The organism is Enterobacter sp. Crenshaw, assembly GCF_024734705.1.
In the GTDB taxonomy this organism is placed as follows: domain Bacteria; phylum Pseudomonadota; class Gammaproteobacteria; order Enterobacterales; family Enterobacteriaceae; genus Enterobacter; species Enterobacter asburiae_B.
This window is the reverse complement of sequence record NZ_CP102932.1, coordinates 2,556,288-2,582,311: the sequence shown is the minus strand read 5'-3', so window position 1 is coordinate 2,582,311 and position 26,024 is coordinate 2,556,288. Positions and strand designations below refer to the sequence as shown.

Below are 26,024 nucleotides of genomic sequence, written 5' to 3'. Positions count from 1 at the left end.
TCTTTACCCTCTTGCCGCAAGTGCGGTAACGCGATCGTAAGCTGCACCGGAGCGCAGTACATCCAGAACTTTTTGAACGTTGGCCTTCAGGTCTTCCTCACCGTGCAAACGCATCAGCATGGCGACGTTGGCAGCAACGGCGGCCTCATGGGCAACCTCTCCTTTACCTTGTAATAAGCGCGTGAGAATGTCACGGTTTTCTTCCGGCGTACCGCCTGCCAGCGCTTCCTGATGGTATGGCGCGAGGCCGAAGTCGGCAGCGTCCAGCTGATAGCTCAGGATTTCGCCGTCGCGCAGTTCGGCCACCAGCGTTGGCGCATGAAGAGAAACCTCATCCATACCGCCGCTGTGCACCACGGCGGCACGCTGATAACCCAGCACGCGCAGCGTCTCGGCAATCGGCAGAACCAGCTCAGGGCTGTAAACGCCAATCAGCGCCAGCGGCGGATGAGCCGGGTTGATCAGCGGGCCGAGCACGTTAAACAGCGTGCGGGTTTTGAGCTGCTGACGAACCGGCATCGCGTGGCGGAAACCGGTGTGGTACTTCGGCGCAAACAGGAAGCAGACGCCCAGGTCATCCAGCGCTTCACGGGAACGCTCGGCGTTCATATCGAGGTTAATACCGAATGCGGCGAGCAGATCGGAAGAACCTGACCGGCTGGAAACGCTGCGGTTACCGTGCTTCGCGACCTTCAAACCACACGCCGCCGCCACGAAGGCGCTGGCGGTGGAGATATTGATGCTGTTACTGCCGTCACCGCCGGTACCGACGATATCCGCAAACGGATAGTCCGGGCGCGGGAACGGGGCGGCATTTTCCAGCAGTGCCGTGGCGGCACCGGCAATCTCCTGCGGGCTTTCGCCGCGCACCTTCATGCTCACCAGCGCGGCTGCAAGCTGCTCAGGCTTCAGCTCGCCGCGAACCACGGCGGAGAAGAGCTGATGGCTCTCCTGCTGGCTCAGGGTCTGCGCCTGATACAGTTTTTCCAGAATCGGCTGCAGGGTATTGGTCTGCTCCAGCTTCTGTAACGCCCAGTCCAGCGTCTGCTCCAGCAGGCGGGCGCCGTGGGAGGTCAGGATCGATTCCGGGTGGAACTGCAGGCCGCAGACGCGGTCCGCATCGTGGCGCACCGCCATCACCATGCCTTCAAACGAGGCGTTGATCGTCAGCCCGGCGGGAATATTGCTGCCAACCAGCGAGTGATAGCGCGCGACCGGGAGCGGGTTCGGCAGCCCGGCAAACATCGCCTGGCCGTCATGTTCAATGCTGGACGCTTTACCGTGCAGGATCTCACCCGCCTGGCCAACGTAGCCGCCGTAGGCTTCAACAATCGCCTGATGGCCGAGGCAGATGCCGACGATCGGCAGTTTGCCGCGCATACGGGTCAGCAGCTCCGGCATACAGCCCGCTTCGCTCGGCGCGCCTGGCCCCGGGGAGAGCATCAGCACCGGGTTTTGCATGGTGGCCAGACGGTCAATCAGGGTCTGCGCCGGAACGTGGTTGCGGTAGATAACGACGTTGTGGCCATTCGCACGAAGCTGATCTGCCAGGTTATAGGTAAAAGAATCGATATTATCGAGCAGCAGAATGTCAGCCATCAGAAAATCTCCTGTGCATGGTGTGCGGTAGCAATGGCGCGAAGGACCGCACGGGCTTTACTGCGCGTTTCGTCAGCTTCAGACTGCGGAACAGAATCAAGAACAATCCCGGCACCCGCCTGAACGGTGGCAATACCGTCTTCAACGTAGGCGGAGCGGATTACGATGCAGGTATCGAGATCGCCGTGGGCGGTGAAGTAACCCACCGCGCCGCCGTAGCTGCCGCGACGGCGTCCTTCGGCGGCGGCAATCAGCTGCATGGCGCGTACTTTCGGCGCGCCGCTCAGAGTGCCCATGTTCATACAGGCGCGGTAGGCGTGCAGCACGTCGAGGTCATGGCGCAGCTCGCCGACCACGCGGGAGACCAGGTGCATCACGAACGAATAGCGGTCGACTTTGGTCAGGTCCGCCACGTAGCGGCTGCCTGGGGTGCAAATGCGTGCCAGATCGTTACGCGCCAGGTCAACCAGCATCAGGTGCTCGGAGAGTTCTTTGTGGTCGGTACGCATCTCCAGTTCGATGCGGCTGTCCAGATCGCGGTCCAGGGAGCCATCGGCGCGACGTCCGCGCGGACGGGTACCGGCAATCGGGTAGATCTCAATCTGACGGCTGGTGGCGTCGTATTTCAGCGAGCTTTCCGGCGAGGCGCCGAACAGCGTGAATTCGTTGTCCTGCATGAAGAACATGTACGGGCTTGGGTTACTCTTTTTCAGCACGTCGTAGGCTGCGAGCGGCGACGGGCAGGGCAGCGAGAAGCGACGGGACGGCACGACCTGGAAAATTTCCCCGGCGCGAATCGCTTTTTGCATCTGGCGAACCACGGCGCCGTACTGATCGTCAGTCTGGTTAACGTCGCAGGTCATTTTCTCCACGCGCTGCACCGGCAGCGCGGGCGGTGCTTCCGTCATCTGCTGCTGCAGCTGAGCGATGCGGTGTTCGAGACGGTTTTTCTCAGCGGCAGACGGCGTAAACAGGCTTGCCTGGATGCGGGTGTATTGCTTCTGGTGGTCGATCACCAGCAAAGTTTCAGCCAGATAGAAGCAATAGTCCGGGCAGCGATTACCCTGCTCGGTTTCCGGCAAATCTTCAAAACCGGCAACCAGGTCGTAAGCAAACAGCCCGCCGAAGAACATCGCTTCACGCTCGTCTTCCGGCACGGTGACCAGATTCTGCAGCAGGCGGAAGGCATCGAAAACGGACAGGGAGCAGAGGCGCGCGTCTTCGTCCAGCAGCTGGCTCACCGGCGGGAAATGCAGAATGCGCATTTCTGGATGATGTTCGTTTTCAATGCCTGAAGGCAGGGCGGCATCCAGCAGCGGCAGCAGCGATGCGCCATTGTCTGATAATGCCTTGATGGTGACGGTGTCACCTAAAGCGGTAATGCGCAGCGCGCTATCGACCAGCAGCAGGCTTTTGAGATCGTCCTTGCTGTCGATATCCGCCGATTCCAGCAGCAGCGTTGCCGGACGTGCCCCGCACACCTGATGAAACAGCGCGGTCGGGTTGTGGCGATAGGCCGCCTCGCAGGTCAGCAGTTCGAGATGAGGTTTGGCTGTTTGCATGTTGTTGTTCTCATATTTTGTTCAAAAAAAAGCCCGCTGGGTAGCGGGCGGGTATCTGTTTGCATTTCGCAGACGCGTGACACTGCCCGAAGATCAGGAAGTGCGCCACCAGCCGTGCAGAGTGAAATGTGCTGTCATTTTCAGATACCTTTCTCGTGTGAACTTGCGTACTAGTTAACTAGTTCAATGGCGAGTTGTCAACCCTTGATTTCAGAATTTCGCGTTAAGTCGGTATCATGGTGTTTTCGGATGTCTCCAACCTGTTATGGGAAGTGCTTTGAGCGATACCACCTACGCCATTATTTATGATTTACACAGCCATACTCAGGCCTCTGATGGCCTGCTGACACCCGAAGCCCTGGTTCATCGCGCCGTTGAAATGCGTGTCGGCACGCTGGCGATAACCGATCACGATACGACAGATGCCATTCCGGCGGCGCGCGCCGAGATCGCCCGCAGCGGGCTGGCGCTGAATCTGGTGTCCGGCGTCGAGATCTCGACCGTCTGGGAAAACCATGAGATTCATATTGTTGGCCTGAATATCGATATAGACCATCCGGCACTTACGGCATTTTTGCAAGAACAAAAAACGCGCCGCAACCAGCGCGCAGAGATGATCGGCGAGCGTCTGGAAAAGGCGCATATTCCGGGCGCGCTGGAAGGCGCGCAAAAGATGGCGAACGGCGGGGCGGTCACCCGCGGTCATTTCGCCCGTTTTCTGGTCGACGCGGGCAAAGCGACGACCATGGCGGACGTCTTTAAAAAGTATCTGGCGCGCGGTAAAACCGGATACGTTCCGCCACAGTGGTGTACAATAAAACAAGCTATTGATGTGATTCATCATTCTGGCGGTAAGGCCGTGCTGGCCCATCCTGGGCGGTATAATCTTTCTGCTAAATGGCTGAAAAGGCTGCTGGCACACTTTGCCGAATGCGGTGGCGAGGCGATGGAAGTCGCCCAGTGTCAGCAGGCGCCCAACGAGCGCGCGCAGCTCGCGACCTATGCCCGCCAGTTCGGCCTGCTTGGGTCACAGGGCTCTGATTTCCATCAGCCCTGCGCGTGGATCGAACTGGGGCGCAAGCTCTGGTTGCCCGCTGGCGTTGAGCCGGTCTGGCAGCTCTGGGAACAGCCGCAGCAAATTGAAGAGAGGGAAGTATGAGTCAGTTTTTCTATATCCATCCGGATAACCCGCAGCCACGTCTGATCAACCAGGCCGTGGAGATCGTCCGCAAAGGCGGCGTGATTGTCTACCCGACCGATTCAGGCTACGCGCTGGGCTGTAAAATTGAAGATAAAGGGGCAATGGAACGCATTTGCCGTATTCGCCAGCTGCCGGACGGCCATAACTTTACCCTGATGTGCCGCGATCTCTCTGAGCTGTCGACCTATGCGTATGTTGATAACGTGGCGTTTCGCCTGATTAAGAACAACACGCCGGGCAACTACACCTTCATCCTGAAGGGCACGAAGGAAGTACCGCGTCGTCTGCTGCAGGAGAAACGCAAAACCATCGGCATGCGCGTGCCGTCGAACCCGATTGCGCAGGCGCTGCTGGAAACCCTCGGCGAACCGATGCTTTCTACCTCGCTGATGCTGCCCGGAAGCGAGTTTACCGAGTCCGACCCGGAAGAGATCAAAGATCGTCTGGAGAAGGTGGTCGAGCTGATTATTCACGGCGGCTATCTCGGCCAGCAGCCGACCACCGTGGTCGACTTAACCGAAGAAGCACCGGAAGTGATTCGTGAAGGCGTGGGTGACGTAAAGCCTTTCTTGTAAAGGTATAAGCAGATATACTACGCGGCCATCAAAGCAGGGCTCAGCCCTCTTTTGACCTGATTCGACGCCTGTGAAGGCGACACCTGAGGAAGCTCAATGAGCGAGAAGTTACAGAAAGTGCTGGCGCGTGCCGGCCACGGTTCACGCCGTGAAATCGAAGCCATTATTGAAGCGGGCCGCGTGAGTGTGGACGGTAAAATCGCCACGCTGGGTGACCGCGTAGAAATCGTACCGGGGCTGAAGATCCGCATCGACGGTCATCTTATCTCCGTTAAAGAGTCCGCTGAACAGATCTGCCGCGTGCTGGCTTACTACAAGCCGGAAGGCGAGCTGTGCACCCGCAACGACCCGGAAGGTCGTCCGACGGTGTTTGACCGTCTGCCTAAACTGCGTGGCGCTCGCTGGATTGCCGTCGGCCGTCTGGACGTGAACACCTGCGGTCTGCTGCTGTTTACCACCGATGGTGAACTGGCAAACCGTCTGATGCACCCAAGCCGTGAAGTGGAACGTGAATACGCGGTGCGCGTATTTGGCCAGGTTGACGAAAATAAACTGCGCGATCTGTCGCGTGGCGTTCAGCTGGAAGACGGTCCTGCGGCGTTCAAAACCATCAAGTTTACCGGTGGGGAAGGCATTAACCAGTGGTACAACGTGACCCTGACCGAAGGCCGTAACCGCGAAGTTCGTCGTCTCTGGGAAGCGGTAGGCGTGCAGGTTAGCCGCCTGATCCGCGTCCGTTACGGCGACATTCTGCTGCCGAAAGGTCTGCCGCGCGGTGGGTATACCGAACTGGATCTGACCCAAACCAACTACCTGCGCGAGCTGGTCGGCCTGACGCCGGAAACCACCTCAAAAGTGGCGGTGGAAAAAGATCGTCGTCGCATGAAGGCGAATCAGATCCGTCGCGCGGTGAAGCGACACAGCCAGGTGAGCAGCAGCCGCCGTTCCGGCAGCCGTAACAACAACGGTTAATATAAAAGCCCGGTCAACGAACCGGGCTTTTTTCTTTAGTAATCAATTCCAATTTGCGCTTTGATGCCTGCATCAAACGCATGTTTGACCGGACGCAGCTCGCTGACGGTATCGGCCATCTCCAGAATATCCCGATGACATCCGCGCCCCGTGACGATAACCGTCTGGTGTACAGGACGATTCTTCAGCGCATCCAGCACGGCTTCCAGCGGCAGGTAGTCGTAGGCGACCATATAGGTGATCTCATCCAGCAGAACCATATTTAGCGAGGGATCGGCCAGCATTCTCTTTGCATGCTCCCAGACGGCGAGACAGGCTGCAGTATCCGTTTCCCGGTTCTGGGTATCCCACGTAAACCCGGTCGCCATCACCTGAAACTCAACGCCGTGAGGCTCAAGCAAATTCCGCTCACCGTTGGGCCATTCGCCTTTGATAAACTGGATCACGCCCACTTTTTGACCGTGTCCAACGGCGCGTGTCGCCGTGCCGAATGCGGCGGTGGTTTTCCCTTTTCCGTTGCCGGTAAAAACGATGACGATCCCACGTTCGTCCTGGGCTGCCGCGACGCGCGCATCGACCTGTTCTTTCAGACGCTGCTGGCGCTGCTGATGACGTTCTTCACTCATTGCGAAATTCCTGGTTTACGTCCCGGCTGGGCGTCAAAGGTCAACCCGGTTTTGCGGCGGCTGTCGTCGCCCATCAGCCAAAGATAGAGCGGCATAATGTCTGCCGGGGTTTTCAGCTTCTGCGGATCTTCGCTCGGGAACGCGCTGGCGCGCATTTTGGTGCGCGTACCGCCCGGGTTAATGCAGTTTACGCGCAGATGGCGGTTCTGGTACTCCTCCGCCAGCACCTGCATCATGCCTTCGGTCGCGAATTTTGAAACGGCATAGGCTCCCCAGTTTGCGCGTCCTTCACGGCCAACGCTGGACGAGGTAAAGACCAGTGACCCGGACTCGGATTTGAGTAATAAAGGAAGCAATGCCTGTGTGAGGTAAAACGTGCCGTTGACGTTGACCTGCATCACCTGCTGCCAGATATCTGGATCCTGTTCATCCATCGGACGCACTTCACCTAGCAAACCGGCGTTATGCAGCACGCCGTCGAGTCTCGGATAGTGAGCGCTGATGCGCTGGGCTAATTCATGGCACACCGCGGGCGTGCAGGTCAGTAAATCGAGCGTATACCACGGGGCCGGCGTGCCGCACACAGCCTCAATCTCCTGAGCGACGTTTTTCAGTTTTTCTTCGTTGCGCCCGATCAAAATGACGTGCGCGCCATATTCGGCGTATGTCAGGGCTGCCTCGCGGCCAATCCCGTCGCTGGCACCGGTGACAAGAATAATCCGGTTGTGCAGCAGATTTTTTTGCGGTTGATAATGCACGGTGACTCCTCAGGCGACCGGTGACGCAATGGCGCCTTTATGATGACTTTTCGGCTTTATGCCCGAATTAGCCTAATAATTCAATCAGTCTACAGGACGCATTACTGTAAAATTAACAATTTGCAAATATTTAAACTCCAGTCCGGGGATTCCTGAAGGCGGCTCGCAGAGGTAATGTCACGAGCGAGACGCATGGGCAGGGCTGTTGTACACTGCCGTGAAAGATTCGTGGTTAAATCAAGGTGGAACGCGTGGAATTACTTTCTCAATATGGGTTGTTTTTGGCTAAAATCGCGACGGTGGTGGTTGCCATTGCGGTGGTTGCCGTTCTGATTGCCAACCTGACGCAGCGCAAGCGTCAGCGTGGGGAGTTACGCATCACCCGCCTGAGCGAGCAGTATAAAGAGATGCAGGAAGAGATGTCTCTGGCGCTGCTTGATAGTCATCAACAGAAACTCTGGCAGAAAGCGCAGAAGAAAAAGCATAAACAGGAAGCCAAAGCGGCAAAGGCAAAAGCAAAGCTCAATGCGCCGCAGGATAAGGCCACGCCGCGCGTCTATGTGCTCGATTTTAAAGGCAGTATGGATGCGCATGAAGTGTCTTCTCTGCGGGAAGAAGTGACTGCCGTTCTGGCCGTGGCGACACCGCAGGATCAGGTTGTCGTGCGTCTTGAAAGCCCGGGCGGGGTCGTTCACGGTTACGGACTGGCCGCCTCACAGCTGCAGCGCCTGCGTGAAAAACAGATCCCGCTGACCGTTGCCGTGGATAAAGTGGCCGCGAGCGGTGGCTACATGATGGCCTGCGTGGCGGACAAAATTGTTGCCGCGCCGTTCTCCATTATTGGCTCGATCGGCGTGGTCGCGCAAATTCCGAACTTTAACCGCTTCCTGAAAAATAAAGAGATTGATATCGAACTTCACACGGCGGGTCAGTACAAACGTACCCTGACGCTGCTGGGGGAAAACACGGAAGAAGGGCGTCAAAAATTCCGCGAAGATCTCAACGAAACGCATCATCTCTTTAAAGATTTCGTACACCGTATGCGCCCAACGCTCGATATTGAACAGGTCGCGACGGGCGAGCACTGGTACGGCGTCCAGGCGCAGGAGAAAGGGCTGGTGGATGAAGTCGGAACCAGCGACGATCTGCTGCTCAATCTGATGGAAGGCCGGGAACTGGTGGGCGTGCGCTTTACCCAGCGTAAGCGACTCCTTGACCGCTTTACCAACAGTGCGGCAGAAAGCGCGGACCGTCTGCTGCTGCGCTGGCTACAGCGCGGACAAAAACCGCTGCTGTAAACAAAAACGCGAGGCATATGCCTCGCGTTTTGCATTAATCGACCAGGTGATATTTCTCTGAAAGCGTATGCGCCAGGTATTTGAACATGTTAAAAACGGCGGTGCTTTTCGGGGTCGGTAAACCCTGTTCGTCAAGGAAGTATTCGCCGCTGAAAATCAGCACGCCATTACGCTGCTCTACGCCGGTGGCTTCAATGCCCGCCAGCGTATCTTCATGGTCACGGATAAGCTTGTTTGCTTCGATAAGCAGAGAGGCTCGGTCAATAGGTTGGGTCGTATTCTGCATAATCCACTCCTTAAACAGTGACAATAGTCTACGCCGAGGGCGCTTTGGGGGCAAATTTTCCCTGTAATGTGAGGGGATAAGGTGCAGGGTCCCGGCTGGCGGGATCTGCTTTTGCATGCTAATAAAGTTGCGTAACGAATTTTATCAGGTAGAGTGTGCGCTTTCGTCATTCTGGCAACAGAATTGCTTGACATTCAACCGGGAATTCGTCACGAATTACACGAGATGTGAGAAAAATACCCGAAAACTCAATCACCTGGGCGTCTTCTCATTAACGTCCGGTAAGTCAAAGGGGTTGATATCTCCTGACGCAGTCGCAATATCATTGGCTCGTCGTCAGCGGAAGGGAAATCAACGTGCGGCGTATTCCTGGAAGAATTAAATTAGGTAAAGGTGAATATGGGTAAAGCTCTCGTCATCGTTGAGTCCCCGGCAAAAGCCAAAACGATCAATAAGTATCTGGGTAATGACTACGTGGTTAAGTCCAGCGTCGGTCATATCCGCGATTTGCCGACCAGTGGCTCAGCCAGCAAAAAGAGCGCAGACTCTACCTCCACCAAAGGGGCTAAAAAGCCTAAAAAGGATGAACGTAGCGCGCTTGTCAACCGCATGGGTGTTAACCCATGGCATAACTGGGATGCACAATATGAAGTGCTGCCCGGGAAAGAAAAAGTCGTTAACGAGCTGAAGCAGCTTGCTGAAAAAGCAGACCACATCTATCTCGCAACCGACCTTGACCGCGAAGGGGAAGCCATTGCGTGGCACCTGCGGGAAGTGATCGGTGGTGATGACAAACGCTACAGCCGTGTAGTGTTTAACGAAATTACGAAGAATGCGATTCGTCAGGCGTTTGAGAAGCCGGGCGAACTGAATATTGACCGCGTAAACGCACAGCAGGCTCGTCGCTTTATGGACCGCGTTGTGGGCTACATGGTCTCTCCACTGCTGTGGAAGAAGATTGCCCGTGGCCTGTCCGCAGGGCGTGTGCAATCCGTCGCCGTACGTCTGGTCGTTGAGCGTGAGCGCGAAATTAAAGCCTTCGTGCCGGAAGAGTTCTGGGAAGTCGATGCCAATGTGACCACGCCGGGCGGTGACGCTCTGCCGCTGCAGGTGAGCCATCACAACGACAAGCCTTTCCGTCCAGAAAACCGCGACCAGACCATGGCCGCCGTAGCGCTGCTGGAAAAAGCACGCTATCAGGTGCTGGAACGTGAAGACAAACCGACCAGCAGCAAGCCGGGGGCACCGTTTATTACCTCCACGCTGCAACAGGCTGCAAGCACGCGTCTGGGTTATGGCGTGAAGAAGACCATGATGATGGCGCAGCGCCTGTATGAAGCGGGCTACATCACCTACATGCGTACCGACTCAACCAACCTGAGTCAGGACGCGGTCAGCATGGTGCGCGGCTACATCAGTGACAATTTCGGTAAGAAATACCTGCCGGAAAGCGCTAACCAGTTCGCCAGCAAAGAGAACTCTCAGGAAGCACACGAAGCGATTCGTCCTTCTGACGTCTCGGTGTTAGCGGAATCGCTGAAAGATATGGAAGCCGACGCGCAGAAGCTGTATCAGCTGATCTGGCGCCAGTTCGTGGCGTGCCAGATGACGCCAGCGCAGTACGACTCCACCACGCTGACCGTTGGTGCGGGTGAGTTCCGTCTCAAAGCGCGCGGTCGTATCCTGCGTTTCGACGGCTGGACGAAGGTGATGCCAGCGCTGCGTAAAGGTGATGAAGACCGAACGCTGCCGGCGGTAAATAAAGGGGATGAGCTCTCGCTGGTTGACCTCGTGCCAGCCCAGCACTTCACCAAGCCGCCTGCGCGCTTCAGTGAAGCGTCCCTGGTGAAAGAGCTGGAAAAACGCGGTATTGGTCGTCCGTCGACCTACGCGTCCATCATCTCGACGATCCAGGACCGTGGCTACGTACGCGTTGAAAACCGACGTTTCTATGCGGAAAAAATGGGTGAGATCGTCACTGACCGTCTGGAAGCAAACTTCCGCGAGTTGATGAACTACGATTTCACCGCGCAAATGGAAGACAGCCTCGACCAGGTTGCCAGCCATCAGGCGGAATGGAAAAAGGTACTCGACAGCTTCTTCAGCGACTTTACCGACCAGCTTGAAAAAGCGGAGAAAGACCCTGAAGAGGGCGGCATGCTGCCTAACCAGATGGTGCTGACCAGCATCGACTGTCCAACCTGCGGCCGCAAGATGGGGATCCGCACCGCAACCACGGGCGTATTCCTTGGCTGCTCCGGCTATGCGCTGTCACCAAAAGAGCGCTGCAAAACCACCATCAACCTGGTGCCTGAGAACGAAGTTCTCAACGTGCTGGAGGGTGACGATGCGGAAACTAACGCTCTGCGTGCCAAACGCCGCTGCAAGAAATGCGGCACGGCAATGGACAGCTACCTGATCGATCCAAAACGTAAGCTGCACGTCTGCGGTAATAACCCAACGTGTGACGGGTATGAGATCGAAGAGGGCGAGTTCCGCATTAAAGGCTATGACGGCCCGATTGTGGAATGCGAGAAGTGCGGCTCTGAAATGCACCTGAAAATGGGGCGTTTCGGTAAGTACATGGCCTGTACCAACGACGAGTGTAAAAACACGCGCAAAATTCTGCGTAACGGCGAAGTGGCTCCTCCGAAGGAAGATCCGGTTCCGCTGCCAGAACTGCCGTGCGAGAAATCCGACGCGTACTTCGTGCTGCGTGATGGTGCCGCAGGTGTCTTCCTGGCCGCCAACACCTTCCCGAAATCGCGTGAAACGCGCGCGCCGCTGGTGGAAGAGTTGTATCGCTTCCGCGATCGTCTGCCTGAGAAACTGCGTTATCTGGCCGATGCGCCACAGCAGGATCCGGAAGGCAACAAAACCGTGGTACGGTTTAGCCGTAAAACTAAGCAGCAGTATGTTGCGGCCGAGAAAGAGGGTAAAGCGACCGGATGGTCAGCCTTCTTTGTCGATGGCAAATGGGTTGAAGGCAAGAAATAATCTTCACTTACCGTAACTTACCTGTAAAAGGGCCGGATTTCCGGCCCTTTTTTATTGCCTTGTTATTATTTTTTGTTCCGTACTATACAGTCAGGCTATAAATGATATAGTGGTTATAGTTAACCTGTTTCTTATTATTAAATCGTCTTAAGCGATTGACCGCATGCGCTAAATCGGATGGTCTGGCATGAAATTACAGCAGCTTCGTTATATCGTTGAGGTGGTGAATCATAACCTTAACGTCTCTTCTACCGCCGAGGGGTTGTATACCTCGCAACCGGGCATCAGCAAACAAGTTCGTATGCTGGAGGACGAGTTAGGTATCCAGATATTTGCCCGCAGCGGTAAGCATCTCACCCAGGTGACGCCTGCGGGGCAGGAAATCATCCGCATTGCGCGGGAAGTCCTCTCTAAAGTCGATGCGATTAAGTCTGTGGCGGGGGAACACACCTGGCCGGATAAAGGTTCGCTGTATATTGCCACGACGCATACCCAGGCGCGCTATGCGCTACCCGGCGTTATCAAAGGCTTTATCGAGCGTTATCCTCGCGTCTCTTTGCATATGCACCAGGGCTCGCCAACGCAAATTGCTGAAGCCGTTTCCAAGGGGAATGCAGATTTTGCCATCGCCACCGAAGCGCTTCACCTGTATGACGATCTGGTGATGCTTCCATGCTATCACTGGAACCGTTCTATCGTGGTGACCCCCGATCACCCCCTGGCGGGTAAAGGGTCGGTCACTATCGAAGAGCTGGCGCAATATCCGCTGGTAACGTATACGTTTGGCTTTACCGGACGGTCCGAGCTTGATACGGCCTTTAACCGGGCAGGGTTAACGCCGCGCATTGTCTTTACCGCGACGGACGCCGACGTGATTAAAACCTATGTGCGGCTTGGTCTGGGGGTGGGCGTTATTGCCAGCATGGCGGTGGATCCGGAGTCAGACCCTGACCTGGTGCGTCTTGATGCGCATGATGTTTTCAGTCATAGCACCACAAAGATTGGCTTCCGTCGCAGCACCTTCCTGCGCAGCTATATGTATGATTTTATTCAGCGCTTTGCCCCTCATTTAACGCGTGACGTGGTTGATACCGCCGTTGCATTACGCTCAAATGAAGATATTGAAGAGATGTTTAAAGACATCAAACTCCCCGAAAAATAATCACACCCGGTATCTTTCCCTTAGGGAAAGATACCGAAATAACGCCTCAAAGCTAAATTAGAATTATCATCATCTGCGTATCCCCTGTCATATAATGTCATTATCCATTTAATCCGTATGGTTATAATGTCGTGAATTGGCGACAAAAGTAGAAAATAATTTACGCCTTCGCAAATTTTTCTTTTCAATTATTTATTTCTGGTCAAAAGATTGAATATTTCATACCTTCCGGTGCGTAAATTCACTGGCTTTTCGGCTAAAGTTTCTTTAGGATTTATCTCAACAGATGATTAATTGTACCAATTGTTTGGTCCTAAATGATAAGCGATGTCGATTGTATGAGGTTAGCAATGCCTTCAGGAAGTGAAGAACCGCAAAGGGATCCTGCGCTCAAGCGTAAAGCCTGGCTGGCGGTCTTTCTCGTCTCTACCCTGTTTTGGGTGGTGGTTGCTCTCCTGGCCTGGAAATATTGGGGTTAAATATGGCAGTGACGGTACGTACAGAAACGGTAAAACAGATGTGTCAGCATCGTGACAATGGCCACAGAGGGCGTAAAGCACCTGCGACTGTTGTACCCGCGTCCTGGAAACTGACGCCGCAGCAGCAAGCGTTTATTGATGTGTTCGCAGAAGACGAACCCAAAAAACAATAATTTAGTTAATTGCGTAATGATGCAAATAGTCTGAATATCGACTCTGCACTTTCGTACTCTTTAATAAATACACATCAGCAATATAGCACTGAGGACTTACCTCGGAACTTTTAATAAATAATGCCTGGTGTCCCTATGATGAATAACATGACGTCTCACAAATACTGGTCATGGATCGGCGTTTTTACCGTGTCGATTCTGTTCTGGAGTCAGCTCATCTGGTTGGCCCTCCACTAAATTGTAAAACCTCGCTACGGCGGGGTTTTTTGTTTTTCCTTTCTGGACCAATCCTAAATTTATCAATTTGGGTTGTTATCAAAACGTTACGACATCTTTGTGTTATCTTTAATTACGGCCCTGATGATTGTCGGGGCATCTCTGTGATTAAGGAGGAGCTTATGTCGTTAACCCTACGCGAAGCCAGTAAGGATACGTTACAGGCAGAAAATAAAACCTGGCATTACTACAGCCTGCCTCTGGCTGCCAGAACGCTTGGGGACATTTCGCGTTTACCCAAGTCATTGAAAGTTTTACTGGAAAATCTATTGCGCTGGCAGGACGGAGACTCTGTCACCCTCGATGATATCCAGGCGCTGGCAGGGTGGCTGGAAAATGCCCATGCCGACAGAGAAATCGCCTACCGCCCGGCCAGGGTGCTGATGCAGGACTTTACCGGTGTTCCTGCCGTCGTTGATTTAGCCGCGATGCGCGAGGCCGTTAAGCGTCTCGGCGGAGATACGGCAAAAGTGAATCCGCTTTCCCCCGTTGACCTCGTCATTGACCACTCCGTAACCGTTGACCGCTTTGGTGATGACGACGCCTTTGGCGAGAACGTGCGTCTGGAGATGGAGCGCAACCACGAGCGCTACGTATTCCTGAAGTGGGGGCAGCAGGCGTTCAGCCGGTTTAGCGTGGTCCCGCCGGGTACCGGTATTTGTCACCAGGTTAACCTTGAATATCTGGGTAAAGCCGTCTGGAGTGAATTGCAGGATAAAGAGTGGGTCGCCTATCCGGACACGCTGGTGGGCACGGACTCCCATACCACCATGATCAACGGTCTGGGCGTGCTGGGCTGGGGCGTCGGGGGTATCGAAGCGGAAGCGGCCATGCTCGGCCAGCCGGTGTCCATGCTTATCCCTGACGTGGTGGGCTTCAAGCTCACCGGCAAGCTGTCTGAAGGCATTACCGCCACCGATCTGGTGCTCACCGTCACCCAGATGCTGCGTAAGCATGGTGTGGTGGGCAAGTTTGTAGAATTCTACGGGGATGGTCTGGATTCGCTGCCGCTGGCCGACCGCGCCACCATTGCCAATATGGCGCCGGAATACGGTGCAACCTGCGGCTTTTTCCCCATCGATGACGTCACGCTGGAATACATGCGCCTTAGCGGGCGCAGCGAAGAGCAGGTCGCGCTGGTGGAGGCCTATACCAAAGCGCAGGGCATGTGGCGAAACCCGGGCGATGAACCGGTCTTCACCAGCACGCTTGAACTCGATATGGGAAGCGTTGAGGCGAGCCTCGCCGGCCCTAAACGTCCGCAGGATCGGGTTGCGCTGAGTGACGTGCCAAAAGCCTTTGCCGCCAGCAATGCCCTGGAAGTGAACGTGGCGCAGAAAGATCACCGTCCGGTCGACTATGTTCTGAACGGACATCAGTATCAGCTCCCGGATGGCGCGGTTGTGATTGCGGCCATTACCTCCTGCACCAACACCTCGAACCCCAGCGTATTAATGGCGGCCGGTCTGCTGGCGAAAAAGGCGGTAGAGCTTGGGCTAAAACCTCAGCCATGGGTCAAGGCCTCGCTGGCACCGGGTTCCAAAGTGGTATCGGATTACCTGGCGCAGGCCAAACTGACGCCGTACCTTGACGAACTGGGCTTTAACCTCGTGGGCTACGGCTGTACGACCTGTATTGGTAACTCCGGCCCACTGCCTGAACCCATTGAAACGGCGATCAAGCAGGGTGACCTGACGGTAGGCGCGGTCCTGTCCGGTAACCGAAACTTTGAAGGGCGTATTCACCCGCTGGTGAAAACCAACTGGCTCGCCTCACCGCCGCTGGTCGTGGCGTATGCCCTTGCAGGGAACATGAATATCAACCTGGCGACCGATCCGATTGGTCACGATCGCAAGAACGATCCTGTCTACCTGAAAGATATCTGGCCATCTTCGCGTGAAATCGCGCTGGCCGTTGAAAAGGTCTCAACCGAGATGTTCCGCAAAGAGTATGCGGAGGTCTTTGAAGGCACGCCGGAGTGGAAAACCATCAACGTCGTGGGCTCAGATACCTACGACTGGCAGGATGACTCGACCTATATTCGTCTGTCGCCGTTCTTTGATGAGATGCTGGCCGAGCCGGCACCGCTTAAGGATATCCACGGCGCGCGCATACTGGCGATGCTGGGAGATTCCGTCACGACCGACCATATCTCTCCGGCGGGGAGTATCAAAGCCGATAGCCCGGCAGGCCGTTATCTGCAGAGCCGGGGCGTCGAACGCCGCGATTTTAACTCCTACGGTTCGCGTCGCGGCAATCATGAAGTCATGATGCGCGGAACGTTTGCCAACATCCGCATTCGTAACGAAATGGTCCCGGGCGTGGAAGGGGGCATGACGCGCCATCTGCCGGGGACGGAAGTGGTTTCGATTTATGATGCGGCGGTCAAATATCAACAGGAAGGTACGCCGCTGGCGGTGATCGCCGGGAAAGAGTACGGTTCCGGCTCCAGCCGCGACTGGGCGGCGAAAGGTCCGCGCCTGCTTGGCGTTCGCGTGGTCATCGCCGAATCGTTCGAACGTATTCACCGCTCGAATCTGATTGGTATGGGGATCCTGCCGCTTGAGTTTCCGCAGGGCGTGACGCGTAAAACGCTGGGACTGACCGGGGAAGAGCAGATCGAGATTAGCGGTCTGCAAAACCTGCAGCCGGGTAAAACGGTGCCGGTGAAGTTAACGCGGGCAGACGGGAAAATCGAGGTGCTGGATTGCCGGTGCCGTATTGATACGGCAACCGAGCTGACCTATTACCAGAACGACGGCATTTTACATTATGTGATTCGTAAGATGCTGGACTGATGAAACGAGCCCGGCACCCGTGCCGGGCTTTTTAGCCTCACTCTTTCAGCAGATGGCCCATTTTGGCGGCTTTGGTATCCAGGTAGTGGGCGTTTTTCGGGTTTCGGCCGACAATCAGCGGTACGCGCTCGACGATGTTGATCCCCGCTTCGGTCAGGATCTCCACTTTTTTCGGATTATTGGTCAGCAGGCGAACTTCGTCCACGCCCAGCAGCTTGAACATATCGGCGCACAAGGTGAAGTCGCGTTCGTCAGCGGCAAAGCCAAGCTGATGGTTTGCTTCAACCGTATCGTAGCCCTGGTCCTGAAGCGCGTAAGCGCGGATTTTATTCAGCAGACCAATATTACGACCTTCCTGACGGTGATAAAGCAGCACACCGCGACCTTCTTCTGCAATATGAGACAGGGCGGCTTCCAACTGGAAACCACAATCACAGCGCAGGCTGAACAGCGCGTCGCCGGTAAGACACTCTGAATGGACGCGGGACAGAACCGGCGTCTGCCCTGAAATGTCACCATAAACCAGCGCGACATGATCCTGTCCGGTTGCCAGTTCTTCAAAACCCACCATCAGGAAATCGCCCCATGGGGTTGGCAGTTTGGCTTCTGCCACACGTTTAAGCTGCATGTGATTCTCCAGAGTAGGCTGACACGTTTCGTGCCTTTGCCCTGTTTTGCTTTCTGTATCAGTTCATTTTGCCACAAGCTCAGCAGGTTCGCCTAATGGACACCATGCTATATGAACGTTAAACGCACGATCCGACATATCCACCCGGATGATTAATTTCAGTTATGATTGTGACGCTTAGCGAAAAAGGAGAAGACATGCTTTCAATCGCCAGACGTACGGCAGCAGGTGCGGCCATTTTACTGATTATGCCTCTGGCCGTATGGCTTTCAGGCTGGATGTGGCAGCCCGGGCATAATGCCACGTGGCTGAAAACGTTATACTGGATAACGGAAACGGTCACCCAGCCGTGGGGGATTATTACCCACGTACTCCTCTGCGCCTGGTTTCTGTGGTGCCTGCGCTTTCGTCTGCGCGCGGCGCTGATGCTCTTTGCGATCCTCGGGGGCGCTATCCTTGTCGGTCAGGGCGTGAAGTCCTGGGTTAAAGATCGCGTTCAGGAGCCGCGTCCTTTTGTCGTCTGGCTGGAAAAAACGCATCATGTTCCGGTAGATGAGTTCTACAATTTAAAGCGTAAAGATCGCGGCGCGCTGGTGAAAGAACAGCTTGCGGAACAGCAGGATATCCCGAAATTCTTGCGTAAACACTGGCAGAAAGAGACCGGGTTCGCGTTTCCTTCCGGCCACACCATGTTTGCGGCCAGCTGGGCGTTGCTGGGAGTTGGGCTGCTTTGGCCAAGGCGTCGAACGATCACTATCGTGATTTTACTGATCTGGGCGACCGGGGTTATGGGAAGCCGCCTGCTGCTGGGGATGCACTGGCCGCGGGACCTGGTCGTCGCCACGCTCATCTCATGGCTGCTGATTATGATGGCGACCTGGCTCACTGAACGATTCTGCGGCCCGCTAACGCCACCGCCAGAAGAGAAAGAAGAAATAGCCGAAAGGGACCAGACAGACGCCTGACGGTTGATATTCCGTATTTTGCCCATAGATCCATGACCTGCGCGACACTTTTTCCGTTTCGCGCTCGTCGCTAAAATGGTAGTTTATAAGGCTGATTGCGGTGAATTGAACACACTTTATTCGCTTGAACCACATAACGGGAAGTAATGTGAAATATTTACTCATTTTCTTACTGGTATTGGCGATTTTTGTCATTTCAGTCACGTTGGGTGCACAAAACGATCAGCAGGTGACGTTTAACTATCTGCTGGCTCAGGGTGAGTATCGCGTCTCGAGCCTGCTGGCGGTCTTATTTGCTGCCGGCTTTGCCATTGGCTGGCTGGTTTGCGGTCTGTTCTGGCTGAAAGTCCGTGTTTCTCTTGCGCGCGCTGAACGTAAAATTAAGCGACTCGAAAATAACATTGCCCCTGCGTCTGACATTCCGGAAAGCTCTGGTGTGCCGGTCGTGAAGGAATAATCGACTATGCTGGAGTTGTTGTTTCTGCTTTTGCCTGTAGCCGCAGCCTATGGCTGGTATATGGGCCGCAGAAGTGCGCAACAAACAAAACAGGATGAGGCCAACCGGCTCTCCCGCGACTACGTTGCGGGGGTGAACTTCCTCCTGAGCAATCAGCAGGACAAAGCGGTAGATCTGTTCCTCGATATGCTGAAAGAGGATACGGGGACGGTTGAAGCGCATCTCACCCTGGGCAACCTGTTCCGCTCGCGCGGCGAGGTCGATCGCGCCATTCGTATTCACCAGACTCTGATGGAAAGCGCCTCGCTGACCTACGATCAACGTCTCCTTGCGGTGCAACAGCTGGGGCGGGATTACATGGCCGCGGGGTTGTACGATCGCGCTGAAGATATGTTCGCGCAGCTGGTGGATGAAACAGATTTTCGCATCGGGGCATTGCAGCAACTCCTGCAGATTTATCAGGCCACCAGCGACTGGCAGAAAGCCATTGATACCGCTGAACGCCTGGTGAAGCTGGGTAAAGATAAGCAGCGCGTTGAGATCGCCCATTTCTACTGTGAGCTTGCGCTTCAGCAGATGGGCAACGACGACATGGATAAAGCCATGGCGCTGCTGAAGAAAGGCGCCGCGGCGGACCGCAACAGCGCGCGCATCTCCATCATGATGGGGCGCGTCTTTATGGCGAATGGCGACTACGCCAAAGCCGTTGAAAGCCTGCTGCGGGTTATCGACCAGGACAAAGAGCTGGTCAGTGAAACGCTGGAAATGCTGCAAACCTGCTATCAACAGCTCGACAAGCAGGAAGAGTGGGTAGCTTTCCTGCGTCGCTGCGTGGAAGAAAATACCGGCGCCACCGCTGAACTGATGCTCTCTGACGTTGTTGAGCAGTATGAGGGAAGCGACACCGCGCAGGTTTATATTACGCGTCAGCTGCAGCGTCATCCGACCATGCGGGTATTCCACAAGCTGATGGATTACCATCTGAACGACGCTGAAGAAGGGCGCGCCAAAGAGAGCCTGATGGTGCTGCGCGACATGGTTGGCGAACAGGTGCGCAGCAAGCCGCGCTATCGTTGCCAGAAGTGTGGTTTTACCGCGTATACGCTCTACTGGCACTGTCCTTCCTGCCGCGCCTGGTCCACCATCAAGCCAATCCGCGGCCTGGACGGGCAGTAATTTTTTAAAACGCCGCATTTTAGTTACAACATACTAATGGTTTTTCCCGTATCCTGAACTCCGTGCGGTTTGCCGGCCTGGCAGGCGCGTAAATGGATCCTGTCAATTTGCGGCGTCGGCAGGTAGAATGCTGGCCGTTTATCTGTTCCGCGCCGCTGCGCGCCCATAGACGAAAAGGGCTGGTCATGACGTCTGTTACATCCTCCACTTCCCGCGTAATTACGGATTCTCCTGTTGTTGTTGCGCTCGATTACAATAAGCGTGACGCTGCACTGGCGTTTGTCGACGGCATCGACCCTCGCGACTGCCGTCTGAAAGTTGGCAAAGAGATGTTCACGCTGTTTGGACCGCAAATCGTTCGCGATCTGCAGCAGCGCGGCTTTGACGTTTTCCTCGATCTGAAATTCCACGATATCCCGAATACCACGGCGCACGCGGTTGCCGCAGCCGCAGAGCTGGGCGTATGGATGGTCAACGTCCACGCATCGGGTGGGGCAAGAATGATGACGGCCGCCCGTGAGGCGCTCCTGCCGTTCGGTAAAGATGCACCGTTGCTGATTGCGGTCACCGTACTGACCAGTATGGACGAAAACGATCTACGCGACCTGGGCGTGACGTTGTCACCCGCCGAGCATGCCGAACGTCTCGCGCGTCTGACGCAGCATTGCGGCCTGGATGGCGTTGTTTGTTCCGCGCAGGAAGCGGTACGTTTCAAATCAGCGCTGGGCCAGGATTTTAAACTGGTTACGCCCGGTATTCGTCCTGCAGGCAGCGAAGTGGGCGATCAGCGCCGTATTATGACGCCTGAGCAGGCGCTGGCTGCTGGCGTTGACTATATGGTCATCGGGCGTCCGGTGACGCAGTCTGCCAACCCGGCTGAGACGCTTAAGGCTATCAACGCATCGCTGAAAAAGGGGGCCTAATGACCGATTCCAACAGCCGTCTGGTCTATTCAACCGATAGCGGGCGTATAGACGAGCCGAAAGCGAAAGTGGAACGTCCAAAGGGGGACGGCATCGTTCGGATCCAGCGCCAGACCAGTGGACGAAAAGGGAAAGGGGTTTGCCTAATCTCCGGCATTGACCTGGATGATGCTGAACTGGCAAAGCTGGCGGCCGAGTTGAAAAAGAAATGTGGCTGCGGCGGCGCCGTGAAAGACGGCATTATTGAAATCCAGGGAGATAAGCGTGATTTAATAAAATCTCTGCTGGAAGCCAAAGGTATGAAAGTCAAACTGGCAGGCGGTTAGAATAAATGAGCCACGGCAAATGCCGTGGCTCGTGTTATATACGTGCGTATGTCAGACCTGAAATGCGTTCAAATATCGCAATACCGGGGAAGGCTTAGATAATAATTATTTGCCAACCTGGTGACCGATAATACCACCGACAGCAGCGCCACCTAATGTACCCAGCGTACTACCATCCGTTAATACTGCACCACCGAGAGCACCGGCACCGGCACCAATAGCGGTGTTACGGTCACGTTTAGACCAGTTAGAGCACGCGCTCAGGGACATTGCTACAGTGATTGCCAGAACAGCGGCGGCTAATTTTTTGCTGGTTAAGGTCATAATACTTTCTCCTGAATTATCGATTCACGGAAAGATGTACACGTTAAGTATAGACGAATCGAATACTTAATTCTGTTCTCCGTGAAAGCTGGTCGCGCAGGCGTTACGTAATCACGCAGGTGATAGTCACTTCCTGTTATATCGCTAACATTAATTTTACGACTTTAATGCAGGTTAAACAGGTAAAAACTCTTAAAGAAGTACCAGGAATCATCTCAGAGAAAGAAGGGCGTATGCGCCCGAAATTCGGGCGCGGAGAGGACTCAGGCGGTCGTTTTAATAATATTGACGATCAGCCCGTCATCTTCCAGTTTATTACGGTGCGCATCGCTCAACCGTTCATCGGTAATCACGCGGCTAAAGCGTGAAACCGGGCCCATTGTATAAGGGTGAACGGCGCCAAATTTAGAGCTGTCGGTCAGCACAATGGCTTCACACTCTTTTTCCAGCACGGCATTCACCACGTCAGAGCGCATCATATCCCGGCCGGTAAAACCTGTCTCCGGTTGCCAGCCGTCAATCCCGATAAAGGCCTTGCTGAAATGTACCTGCTGGACATACTGACGGGTCAGCGGGCCTACCATGCTTTCACTTTTTTTCTGGTAAATACCGCCGAGCAGAATCACCTCACAGCGCGTCTCTTTGAGCAAGTGCGCGATATAGCTGCTGACGGTGATGATGGTAACGTCTTTTTGATCGGCAAGCGTGCGCGCCAGAAGGGCATTGCTGCTGCCGTTTTCAATAAAGACGGTCTCGCCGTTGTTCACCAGGGACGCGGCAAATTCCGCCAGTTCACGTTTGAGCGCGTAGTTATTCATCATGCGCGTCTCAACGTCGTCACTGTCCAGCGGGACAGCATATCCGTGCGCGCGACGCAGGTAGCTCTGTTTTTCCAGCAGATTAAGATCCTGGCGGATGGTGACTTCAGACACGCCAGTGGTTTTAGCGAGGTCGACTACGCTTACGCGTCCCTGATCGATGACCATCTGCAAAATGAGTTGTTGTCGGGAATTCATAGCATCCATTTAATAAAGCGAAACGAGGTCGGAGACGGTGGGATTAAACTTCCCACGGCGCTTTTGGCTGTCTGTTTTCTGGCGCATTGTCAGCACCATTCTGAGCAAGAAGTTCAGACTTCAGGATCTCGAGATTACGGATAGCAGAGTGATAATCGCCCGCCACCAGGATATCCAGCACGGTATCAATTCGTTGTGCTACAGCTTGTGCGTCAATAGTCGACATAATCTCACCCCAGGCGCGAAAAGTTAATATTTTCAATGATGCAGAAATTAGGTTCAAAAGAGAAGGGAAAAAATGCAATAACTAAATTACATAAACGTAAGTGATAAATTTATTCCCCCTCATGCAGCAGGCTTAATGACTGGATTAGTCTAAAACTGCGCGCAAGGCGCTTTTTTATAAGAGGAATTAGACTATGACAGTTATCAATCAGCCTACCTGCACACTGTTTACCGATACTGAACGGTTCACTCAGCTGTCAGGGTATTACGAGGCGGAGCGTCACACGGTCTGGATGATGCTGCGGGCTCAGCCACGTCCTTGCTTTAACCATGCGTTAATAGAGGAGATCATGAACTTTTCATGGCTGGTTCGCCAGTCTGGGTTTGCGGTTGATTTTTGGGTAACCGGATCGCTGGTTCCCGAGATGTACAATACGGGCGGTGATTTACAGTTCTTCGTCGAGTGCATTCAGAACGGACGTCGGGAAGCGTTACGGGCGTACGCTCGCGCCTGCGTTGATTGCGTCCATGCGGCCTCACGGGGGTTTGATACGGGAGCCATCACTCTGGCAATGGTAGAAGGCAGTGCGTTAGGGGGCGGGTTTGAGGCCGCTCTGGCGCACCATTTCGTCCTGGCTCAGCGCGATGCCCGTTTAGGTTTTCCGGAGATAGCCTTCAACCTGTTTCCGGGTATGGGTGGATATTCCCTCGTTGCACGCCGTGCAGGCATGAAGCTGGCGGAGGAACTTATCTACAAAGGGGAATCCCATACGGCTGAATGGTACGAGCAGCACGGGCTGGTGGATGTCCTGTTTGAACCGGGACAAAGCTATGTCTCTACCCGAACCTTCATCGACACGCTGCGGCCAAAACTGAATGGCGTAAGGGCGATGCTGCGCGCCCGTACGCGCGTTCTGCAATTGCCTCGCAGTGAACTGATGGACATCACGGAAGACTGGGTTGATGCCGCTTTCTGCCTGGAGCCGAAAGATATCGCCTACATGGAGCGTCTGGTCACGCTGCAAAACCGCCATCACGCGGCGGGCCTGCGTAAAGCCAGTTAACGTTGATTTCGCGCTTGATATCGTTTTAGCCATCGCTCGAATGCGGCAGCGGGCATCGGCTTAGCAAACAGAAAACCCTGCCGTTCGTTGACGCCGTTCTTGGTCAGAAAGGCGTCTTCTTTTGCATTCTCCACACCCTCGGCAATCACCTGCAGATTTAACGCCTGCGCCACCGCGACGATAGCGCGCACCAGCGACTGGGAAATAGACTGCTTATGAATATCCCTGACGAAAGATTGATCGAGCTTAATGGCGTCGATAGGGAAGCGGGCCAGCTGAGAAAGGGAAGAGTAGCCGGTGCCAAAATCATCCAGATGAATTTGCGCCCCGAGTCGGCTGAACTGCTGGATCACGGACAGCGCCAGCTCTTCATTTTCGATAAGACAGCTTTCGGTCAACTCAACGTCGACCGGGCAGTATTCAAAATTCAGATCCTTCAGCGCCTGCTTTAAGTCGCTGAAGATGGTCTGGTCGGCCAGCTGGCGTGCAGAGACGTTCACCGCCACGCGCAGGTTTATTCCCTTATCGCGCCATTTTGCCACCTGGCGAACCACATCGAGCATCACCCAGCGGCCCAGCGGCACAATCAACCCCGACTCCTCGGCATAAGAGATAAACTCCAGCGGCGGGATCAGGCCGCGTTCTGGCGATTGCCAGCGGACCAGCGCTTCAAGGCTTCTGACTTCTCCGCGCCAGGTTATTTTCGGCTGATAGTGGATCAGAAGCTGATCGTTATCCAGCGCCTTGCGCAGGTTGGTATCCAGCCAGAGATACTCAAACACGCGCTGGTTCATCTCGGGTGAGAAGACGCAGAACTTGCCCCGGCCGTTCTCTTTGGCGGTGTACATGGCGGTATCGGCGTTGCGAATAACGCTTTCCCGGTCGTTTCCGTGCTGCGGGGCGAGGGCAATACCCAGAGAGCAGCCGGTATAAATCTCAATCAGACCGATTCGGAACGGCTGGCGCAGACGGGTTAAAATGCGCGACGCCATCGCCTCCAGAGAGCCCTGAGAGGTATTGGTGGCCATGACGATAAACTCATCGCCGCCAAGACGCGCCAGCACCTGTTCCTCGTCCAGACAGCTCAAAATGGCGAGGGCGACAGCCTGCAACAGCTGATCGCCAAACATATGCCCGTAAGCGTCGTTGACCTTTTTAAAGTTATCCAGATCGAGATACACCACGCCCACCTGCGTGTCGCCGCGGTTATCGATGGCGTCAGAAATCAGATCGTGGATCGCATTGCGGTTTGGCAGGCCGGTGATGGTATCGGTATTGGCCAGCACGCGCAGCCGCTCCTGAGCGCGGCGCTCCTCGGTAATATCTGTCCCGGAACAGATAAGGAAAATTTCATTTTTACCGCTGCCGCTGTGCACGAATTTGTTTCTGAACAGAAACAGGCGCTGCCCTTTACGCGTTTTGATCCAGCGTTCGACTTCGTAGGAACTGCCGTTGCGAAAAAAACCGGTAATATTGCGCTTTGAGGCTGCCGCTTCGCTGCGGCTCATAAACAGCTTAAATACGTTCTGACCAATGACTTCTTGCTCTTTCAGGCCGGTGTACTCTTCGCTAAGCCGGTTAAAACGCTGAATATTGCCGTGCTGATCGAGAATAACAATGACGGAGTTGGCCTCTGAGACAACCTGTTCCGCGAAAGAGAGCCCCTGAGCCAGATCGCGCGCCACGGAGGGCGTATCGTTCCAGGCGGAAGCGGTGCCTGCCCACTCGTTGCGGGTAATTTTACGGCCCACAAGATGAACCGGGACATCTTCTCCGTACAGGGAGAGCGACATGGAAATACTGGAGGTAATAACGGTTAAATGACGGATGAGATCGGCCTGTTCATCGTCCAGCGCCACGACCTGAGTGACATCGGCATTTTCGCTGGTGGAGAGGTGCAGAGCGTTGCTGTCGGCTGACAGGCGCCACCACGGGCTGTGAGTCCCCATGTAGCGAAACAGCAAATTCTGCTCCAGATCGTCCATCATGTTTTCTCCCGCAGCTGTTCATTAGCGCACAAATTATTCATTTGCTGTCGACTTTTCCGTTGAGAAACAGCGGCAAAACCGAAGTGAACCTGTTGTTTTTCCCTGCTTTCTTATAATAAAACGAGTCAGGTTAAAAAGGATACTGAGCGTATAGAAATTCACGTAACCGA

26 protein-coding genes and 1 other annotated feature are annotated in these 26,024 nt (G+C 54.8%); of the genes, 15 read left to right on the top strand and 11 right to left on the bottom strand.

Translation table 11 applies throughout. The annotated features are described in order from the left end of the window. Positions 1–3 precede the first annotated feature (3 nt). The 3 genes from trpD to trpL form a co-directional block, all read right to left on the bottom strand. Positions 4–1,599 (bottom strand): bifunctional anthranilate synthase glutamate amidotransferase component TrpG/anthranilate phosphoribosyltransferase TrpD, encoded by a 1,596-nt coding sequence (gene trpD, locus NWV12_RS12360; RefSeq protein WP_048979142.1) that lies wholly within the window; start codon positions 1,597–1,599, stop codon positions 4–6. Then, the gene (locus NWV12_RS12355; protein WP_048979143.1) at positions 1,599–3,161 is read right to left on the bottom strand and encodes an anthranilate synthase component 1; all 1,563 of its coding nucleotides are present in this window, start codon (positions 3,159–3,161) and stop codon (positions 1,599–1,601) included. Before NWV12_RS12355 ends, trpD begins: the two co-directional genes overlap by 1 nt. 23 nt (positions 3,162–3,184) lie before the next feature. Further along, positions 3,185–3,278: a sequence feature (Trp leader region), on the bottom strand. Continuing rightward, a complete protein-coding gene (trpL, locus tag NWV12_RS22120) occupies positions 3,255–3,299 on the bottom strand; it encodes a trp operon leader peptide (RefSeq protein WP_106993556.1) in 45 nt (14 codons plus the stop codon). It overlaps the preceding feature by 24 nt. A gap of 139 nt (positions 3,300–3,438) precedes the next feature. Between trpL and rnm the strand changes: the two genes are divergently transcribed. The 3 genes from rnm to rluB all read left to right on the top strand — a co-directional run bounded on the left by rnm (position 3,439) and on the right by rluB (position 5,909). Further along, on the top strand, positions 3,439–4,320 hold the full coding sequence (rnm, locus tag NWV12_RS12350; protein ID WP_032656720.1) for an RNase AM: 882 nt from the start codon (positions 3,439–3,441) through the stop codon (positions 4,318–4,320). Next, positions 4,317–4,937, top strand: a complete 621-nt coding sequence (locus NWV12_RS12345) for an L-threonylcarbamoyladenylate synthase (RefSeq protein ID WP_048979144.1) — start codon at positions 4,317–4,319, stop codon at positions 4,935–4,937. The genes rnm and NWV12_RS12345 overlap by 4 nt, the downstream gene beginning before the upstream one ends. A gap of 96 nt (positions 4,938–5,033) precedes the next feature. Next, complete coding sequence (gene rluB, locus NWV12_RS12340; RefSeq protein ID WP_023312076.1) at positions 5,034–5,909, top strand: 23S rRNA pseudouridine(2605) synthase RluB; 876 nt, start codon at positions 5,034–5,036, stop codon at positions 5,907–5,909. Positions 5,910–5,944: 35 nt separating this feature from the next. Here the strand turns inward: rluB and cobO are convergent, their stop codons facing one another. Together cobO and NWV12_RS12330 are read right to left on the bottom strand one after the other, a co-directional pair. Further along, a complete protein-coding gene (gene cobO, locus NWV12_RS12335) occupies positions 5,945–6,535 on the bottom strand; it encodes a cob(I)yrinic acid a,c-diamide adenosyltransferase (protein ID WP_023312075.1) in 591 nt (196 codons plus the stop codon). Beyond that, positions 6,532–7,293 (bottom strand): YciK family oxidoreductase, encoded by a 762-nt coding sequence (locus tag NWV12_RS12330; RefSeq protein ID WP_048979145.1) that lies wholly within the window; start codon positions 7,291–7,293, stop codon positions 6,532–6,534. Before NWV12_RS12330 ends, cobO begins: the two co-directional genes overlap by 4 nt. 251 nt (positions 7,294–7,544) lie before the next feature. Here NWV12_RS12330 and sohB point away from each other — a divergent pair, with 251 nt between their 5' ends. After that, the gene (gene sohB, locus NWV12_RS12325; protein WP_048975113.1) at positions 7,545–8,591 is read left to right on the top strand and encodes a protease SohB; all 1,047 of its coding nucleotides are present in this window, start codon (positions 7,545–7,547) and stop codon (positions 8,589–8,591) included. A 34-nt stretch (positions 8,592–8,625) separates the two neighbouring features. On the opposite strand, the gene NWV12_RS12320 is transcribed toward sohB, so the two are convergent. Beyond that, positions 8,626–8,877, bottom strand: coding sequence for a YciN family protein (locus NWV12_RS12320; RefSeq protein ID WP_023312072.1), 252 nt, complete (start codon positions 8,875–8,877; stop codon positions 8,626–8,628). Positions 8,878–9,276: 399 nt separating this feature from the next. On the opposite strand from NWV12_RS12320, the gene topA reads away from it, so the two are divergent. From topA to acnA, 5 genes are all read left to right on the top strand, one after another. Continuing rightward, positions 9,277–11,874, top strand: coding sequence for a type I DNA topoisomerase (topA, locus tag NWV12_RS12315; RefSeq protein WP_048979146.1), 2,598 nt, complete (start codon positions 9,277–9,279; stop codon positions 11,872–11,874). Positions 11,875–12,061: 187 nt separating this feature from the next. After that, positions 12,062–13,036, top strand: a complete 975-nt coding sequence (gene cysB / locus NWV12_RS12310) for an HTH-type transcriptional regulator CysB (RefSeq protein WP_101744566.1) — start codon at positions 12,062–12,064, stop codon at positions 13,034–13,036. 338 nt (positions 13,037–13,374) lie between these two features. Continuing rightward, positions 13,375–13,515, top strand: a complete 141-nt coding sequence (locus NWV12_RS12305) for a YmiA family putative membrane protein (RefSeq protein WP_213327741.1) — start codon at positions 13,375–13,377, stop codon at positions 13,513–13,515. Between the two features lie 311 nt (positions 13,516–13,826). Beyond that, positions 13,827–13,925 (top strand): small membrane protein YmiC, encoded by a 99-nt coding sequence (gene ymiC / locus NWV12_RS12295; RefSeq protein WP_032623144.1) that lies wholly within the window; start codon positions 13,827–13,829, stop codon positions 13,923–13,925. A gap of 161 nt (positions 13,926–14,086) precedes the next feature. Beyond that, positions 14,087–16,762, top strand: coding sequence for an aconitate hydratase AcnA (gene acnA / locus NWV12_RS12290; RefSeq protein ID WP_048979148.1), 2,676 nt, complete (start codon positions 14,087–14,089; stop codon positions 16,760–16,762). A 37-nt stretch (positions 16,763–16,799) separates the two neighbouring features. Here the strand turns inward: acnA and ribA are convergent, their stop codons facing one another. Next, complete coding sequence (gene ribA / locus NWV12_RS12285) at positions 16,800–17,390, bottom strand: GTP cyclohydrolase II (protein WP_008501210.1); 591 nt, start codon at positions 17,388–17,390, stop codon at positions 16,800–16,802. Between the two features lie 197 nt (positions 17,391–17,587). Between ribA and pgpB the strand changes: the two genes are divergently transcribed. The 5 genes from pgpB to yciH all read left to right on the top strand — a co-directional run bounded on the left by pgpB (position 17,588) and on the right by yciH (position 21,237). Then, entirely contained in the window at positions 17,588–18,355 is a 768-nt protein-coding gene (gene pgpB / locus NWV12_RS12280) for a phosphatidylglycerophosphatase B (protein WP_048979149.1), read from the top strand. A gap of 148 nt (positions 18,356–18,503) precedes the next feature. Next, the gene (locus NWV12_RS12275; RefSeq protein WP_023312067.1) at positions 18,504–18,812 is read left to right on the top strand and encodes a LapA family protein; all 309 of its coding nucleotides are present in this window, start codon (positions 18,504–18,506) and stop codon (positions 18,810–18,812) included. 6 nt (positions 18,813–18,818) lie between these two features. After that, entirely contained in the window at positions 18,819–19,988 is a 1,170-nt protein-coding gene (gene lapB, locus NWV12_RS12270) for a lipopolysaccharide assembly protein LapB (protein WP_023335944.1), read from the top strand. Between the two features lie 185 nt (positions 19,989–20,173). After that, positions 20,174–20,911 carry an orotidine-5'-phosphate decarboxylase gene (pyrF, locus tag NWV12_RS12265; RefSeq protein ID WP_045355906.1) on the top strand — a complete coding sequence of 246 codons (738 nt, stop codon included), beginning with the start codon at positions 20,174–20,176 and terminating at the stop codon, positions 20,909–20,911. Continuing rightward, positions 20,911–21,237, top strand: a complete 327-nt coding sequence (yciH, locus tag NWV12_RS12260; RefSeq protein WP_023312064.1) for a stress response translation initiation inhibitor YciH — start codon at positions 20,911–20,913, stop codon at positions 21,235–21,237. The genes pyrF and yciH overlap by 1 nt, the downstream gene beginning before the upstream one ends. Before the next feature lie 105 nt (positions 21,238–21,342). Here yciH and osmB read toward each other — a convergent pair whose 3' ends face one another. From osmB to NWV12_RS12245, 3 genes are all read right to left on the bottom strand, one after another. Further along, a complete protein-coding gene (gene osmB / locus NWV12_RS12255; protein ID WP_008501216.1) occupies positions 21,343–21,561 on the bottom strand; it encodes an osmotically-inducible lipoprotein OsmB in 219 nt (72 codons plus the stop codon). A 263-nt stretch (positions 21,562–21,824) separates the two neighbouring features. Beyond that, on the bottom strand, positions 21,825–22,577 hold the full coding sequence (locus tag NWV12_RS12250; protein ID WP_023312063.1) for a DNA-binding transcriptional regulator YciT: 753 nt from the start codon (positions 22,575–22,577) through the stop codon (positions 21,825–21,827). A 43-nt stretch (positions 22,578–22,620) separates the two neighbouring features. Beyond that, positions 22,621–22,803: a hypothetical protein gene (locus NWV12_RS12245; protein WP_024907126.1), complete on the bottom strand. Its 183-nt coding sequence runs from the start codon at positions 22,801–22,803 to the stop codon at positions 22,621–22,623. Between the two features lie 193 nt (positions 22,804–22,996). Between NWV12_RS12245 and NWV12_RS12240 the strand changes: the two genes are divergently transcribed. Continuing rightward, positions 22,997–23,866, top strand: a complete 870-nt coding sequence (locus NWV12_RS12240; RefSeq protein ID WP_039263551.1) for a crotonase/enoyl-CoA hydratase family protein — start codon at positions 22,997–22,999, stop codon at positions 23,864–23,866. Here NWV12_RS12240 and pdeR read toward each other — a convergent pair. Further along, positions 23,863–25,854: a cyclic di-GMP phosphodiesterase gene (gene pdeR / locus NWV12_RS12235; protein ID WP_029740520.1), complete on the bottom strand. Its 1,992-nt coding sequence runs from the start codon at positions 25,852–25,854 to the stop codon at positions 23,863–23,865. The two genes, NWV12_RS12240 and pdeR, sit on opposite strands and share 4 nt — an antisense overlap. Positions 25,855–26,024 lie beyond the last annotated feature (170 nt).

Bases quoted from the DNA above. Each gene is read 5' to 3' on its own strand.
- pdeR (WP_029740520.1), bottom strand. From the start codon at position 25,854: ATGATGGACGATCTGGAGCAGAATTTGCTGTTTCGCTACATGGGGACT.
- ribA (WP_008501210.1), bottom strand. From the start codon at position 17,390: ATGCAGCTTAAACGTGTGGCAGAAGCCAAACTGCCAACCCCATGGGGC.
- NWV12_RS12250 (WP_023312063.1), bottom strand. From the start codon at position 22,577: ATGAATTCCCGACAACAACTCATTTTGCAGATGGTCATCGATCAGGGA.
- cysB (WP_101744566.1), top strand. From the start codon at position 12,062: ATGAAATTACAGCAGCTTCGTTATATCGTTGAGGTGGTGAATCATAAC.
- NWV12_RS12320 (WP_023312072.1), bottom strand. From the start codon at position 8,877: ATGCAGAATACGACCCAACCTATTGACCGAGCCTCTCTGCTTATCGAA.
- NWV12_RS12355 (WP_048979143.1), bottom strand. From the start codon at position 3,161: ATGCAAACAGCCAAACCTCATCTCGAACTGCTGACCTGCGAGGCGGCC.
- acnA (WP_048979148.1), top strand. From the start codon at position 14,087: ATGTCGTTAACCCTACGCGAAGCCAGTAAGGATACGTTACAGGCAGAA.
- yciH (WP_023312064.1), top strand. From the start codon at position 20,911: ATGACCGATTCCAACAGCCGTCTGGTCTATTCAACCGATAGCGGGCGT.
- pgpB (WP_048979149.1), top strand. From the start codon at position 17,588: ATGCTTTCAATCGCCAGACGTACGGCAGCAGGTGCGGCCATTTTACTG.
- topA (WP_048979146.1), top strand. From the start codon at position 9,277: ATGGGTAAAGCTCTCGTCATCGTTGAGTCCCCGGCAAAAGCCAAAACG.
- rluB (WP_023312076.1), top strand. From the start codon at position 5,034: ATGAGCGAGAAGTTACAGAAAGTGCTGGCGCGTGCCGGCCACGGTTCA.
- cobO (WP_023312075.1), bottom strand. From the start codon at position 6,535: ATGAGTGAAGAACGTCATCAGCAGCGCCAGCAGCGTCTGAAAGAACAG.
- ymiC (WP_032623144.1), top strand. From the start codon at position 13,827: ATGAATAACATGACGTCTCACAAATACTGGTCATGGATCGGCGTTTTT.
- trpD (WP_048979142.1), bottom strand. From the start codon at position 1,599: ATGGCTGACATTCTGCTGCTCGATAATATCGATTCTTTTACCTATAAC.
- NWV12_RS12245 (WP_024907126.1), bottom strand. From the start codon at position 22,803: ATGTCGACTATTGACGCACAAGCTGTAGCACAACGAATTGATACCGTG.
- lapB (WP_023335944.1), top strand. From the start codon at position 18,819: ATGCTGGAGTTGTTGTTTCTGCTTTTGCCTGTAGCCGCAGCCTATGGC.
- NWV12_RS12305 (WP_213327741.1), top strand. From the start codon at position 13,375: ATGAGGTTAGCAATGCCTTCAGGAAGTGAAGAACCGCAAAGGGATCCT.
- osmB (WP_008501216.1), bottom strand. From the start codon at position 21,561: ATGACCTTAACCAGCAAAAAATTAGCCGCCGCTGTTCTGGCAATCACT.
- pyrF (WP_045355906.1), top strand. From the start codon at position 20,174: ATGACGTCTGTTACATCCTCCACTTCCCGCGTAATTACGGATTCTCCT.
- NWV12_RS12240 (WP_039263551.1), top strand. From the start codon at position 22,997: ATGACAGTTATCAATCAGCCTACCTGCACACTGTTTACCGATACTGAA.
- NWV12_RS12345 (WP_048979144.1), top strand. From the start codon at position 4,317: ATGAGTCAGTTTTTCTATATCCATCCGGATAACCCGCAGCCACGTCTG.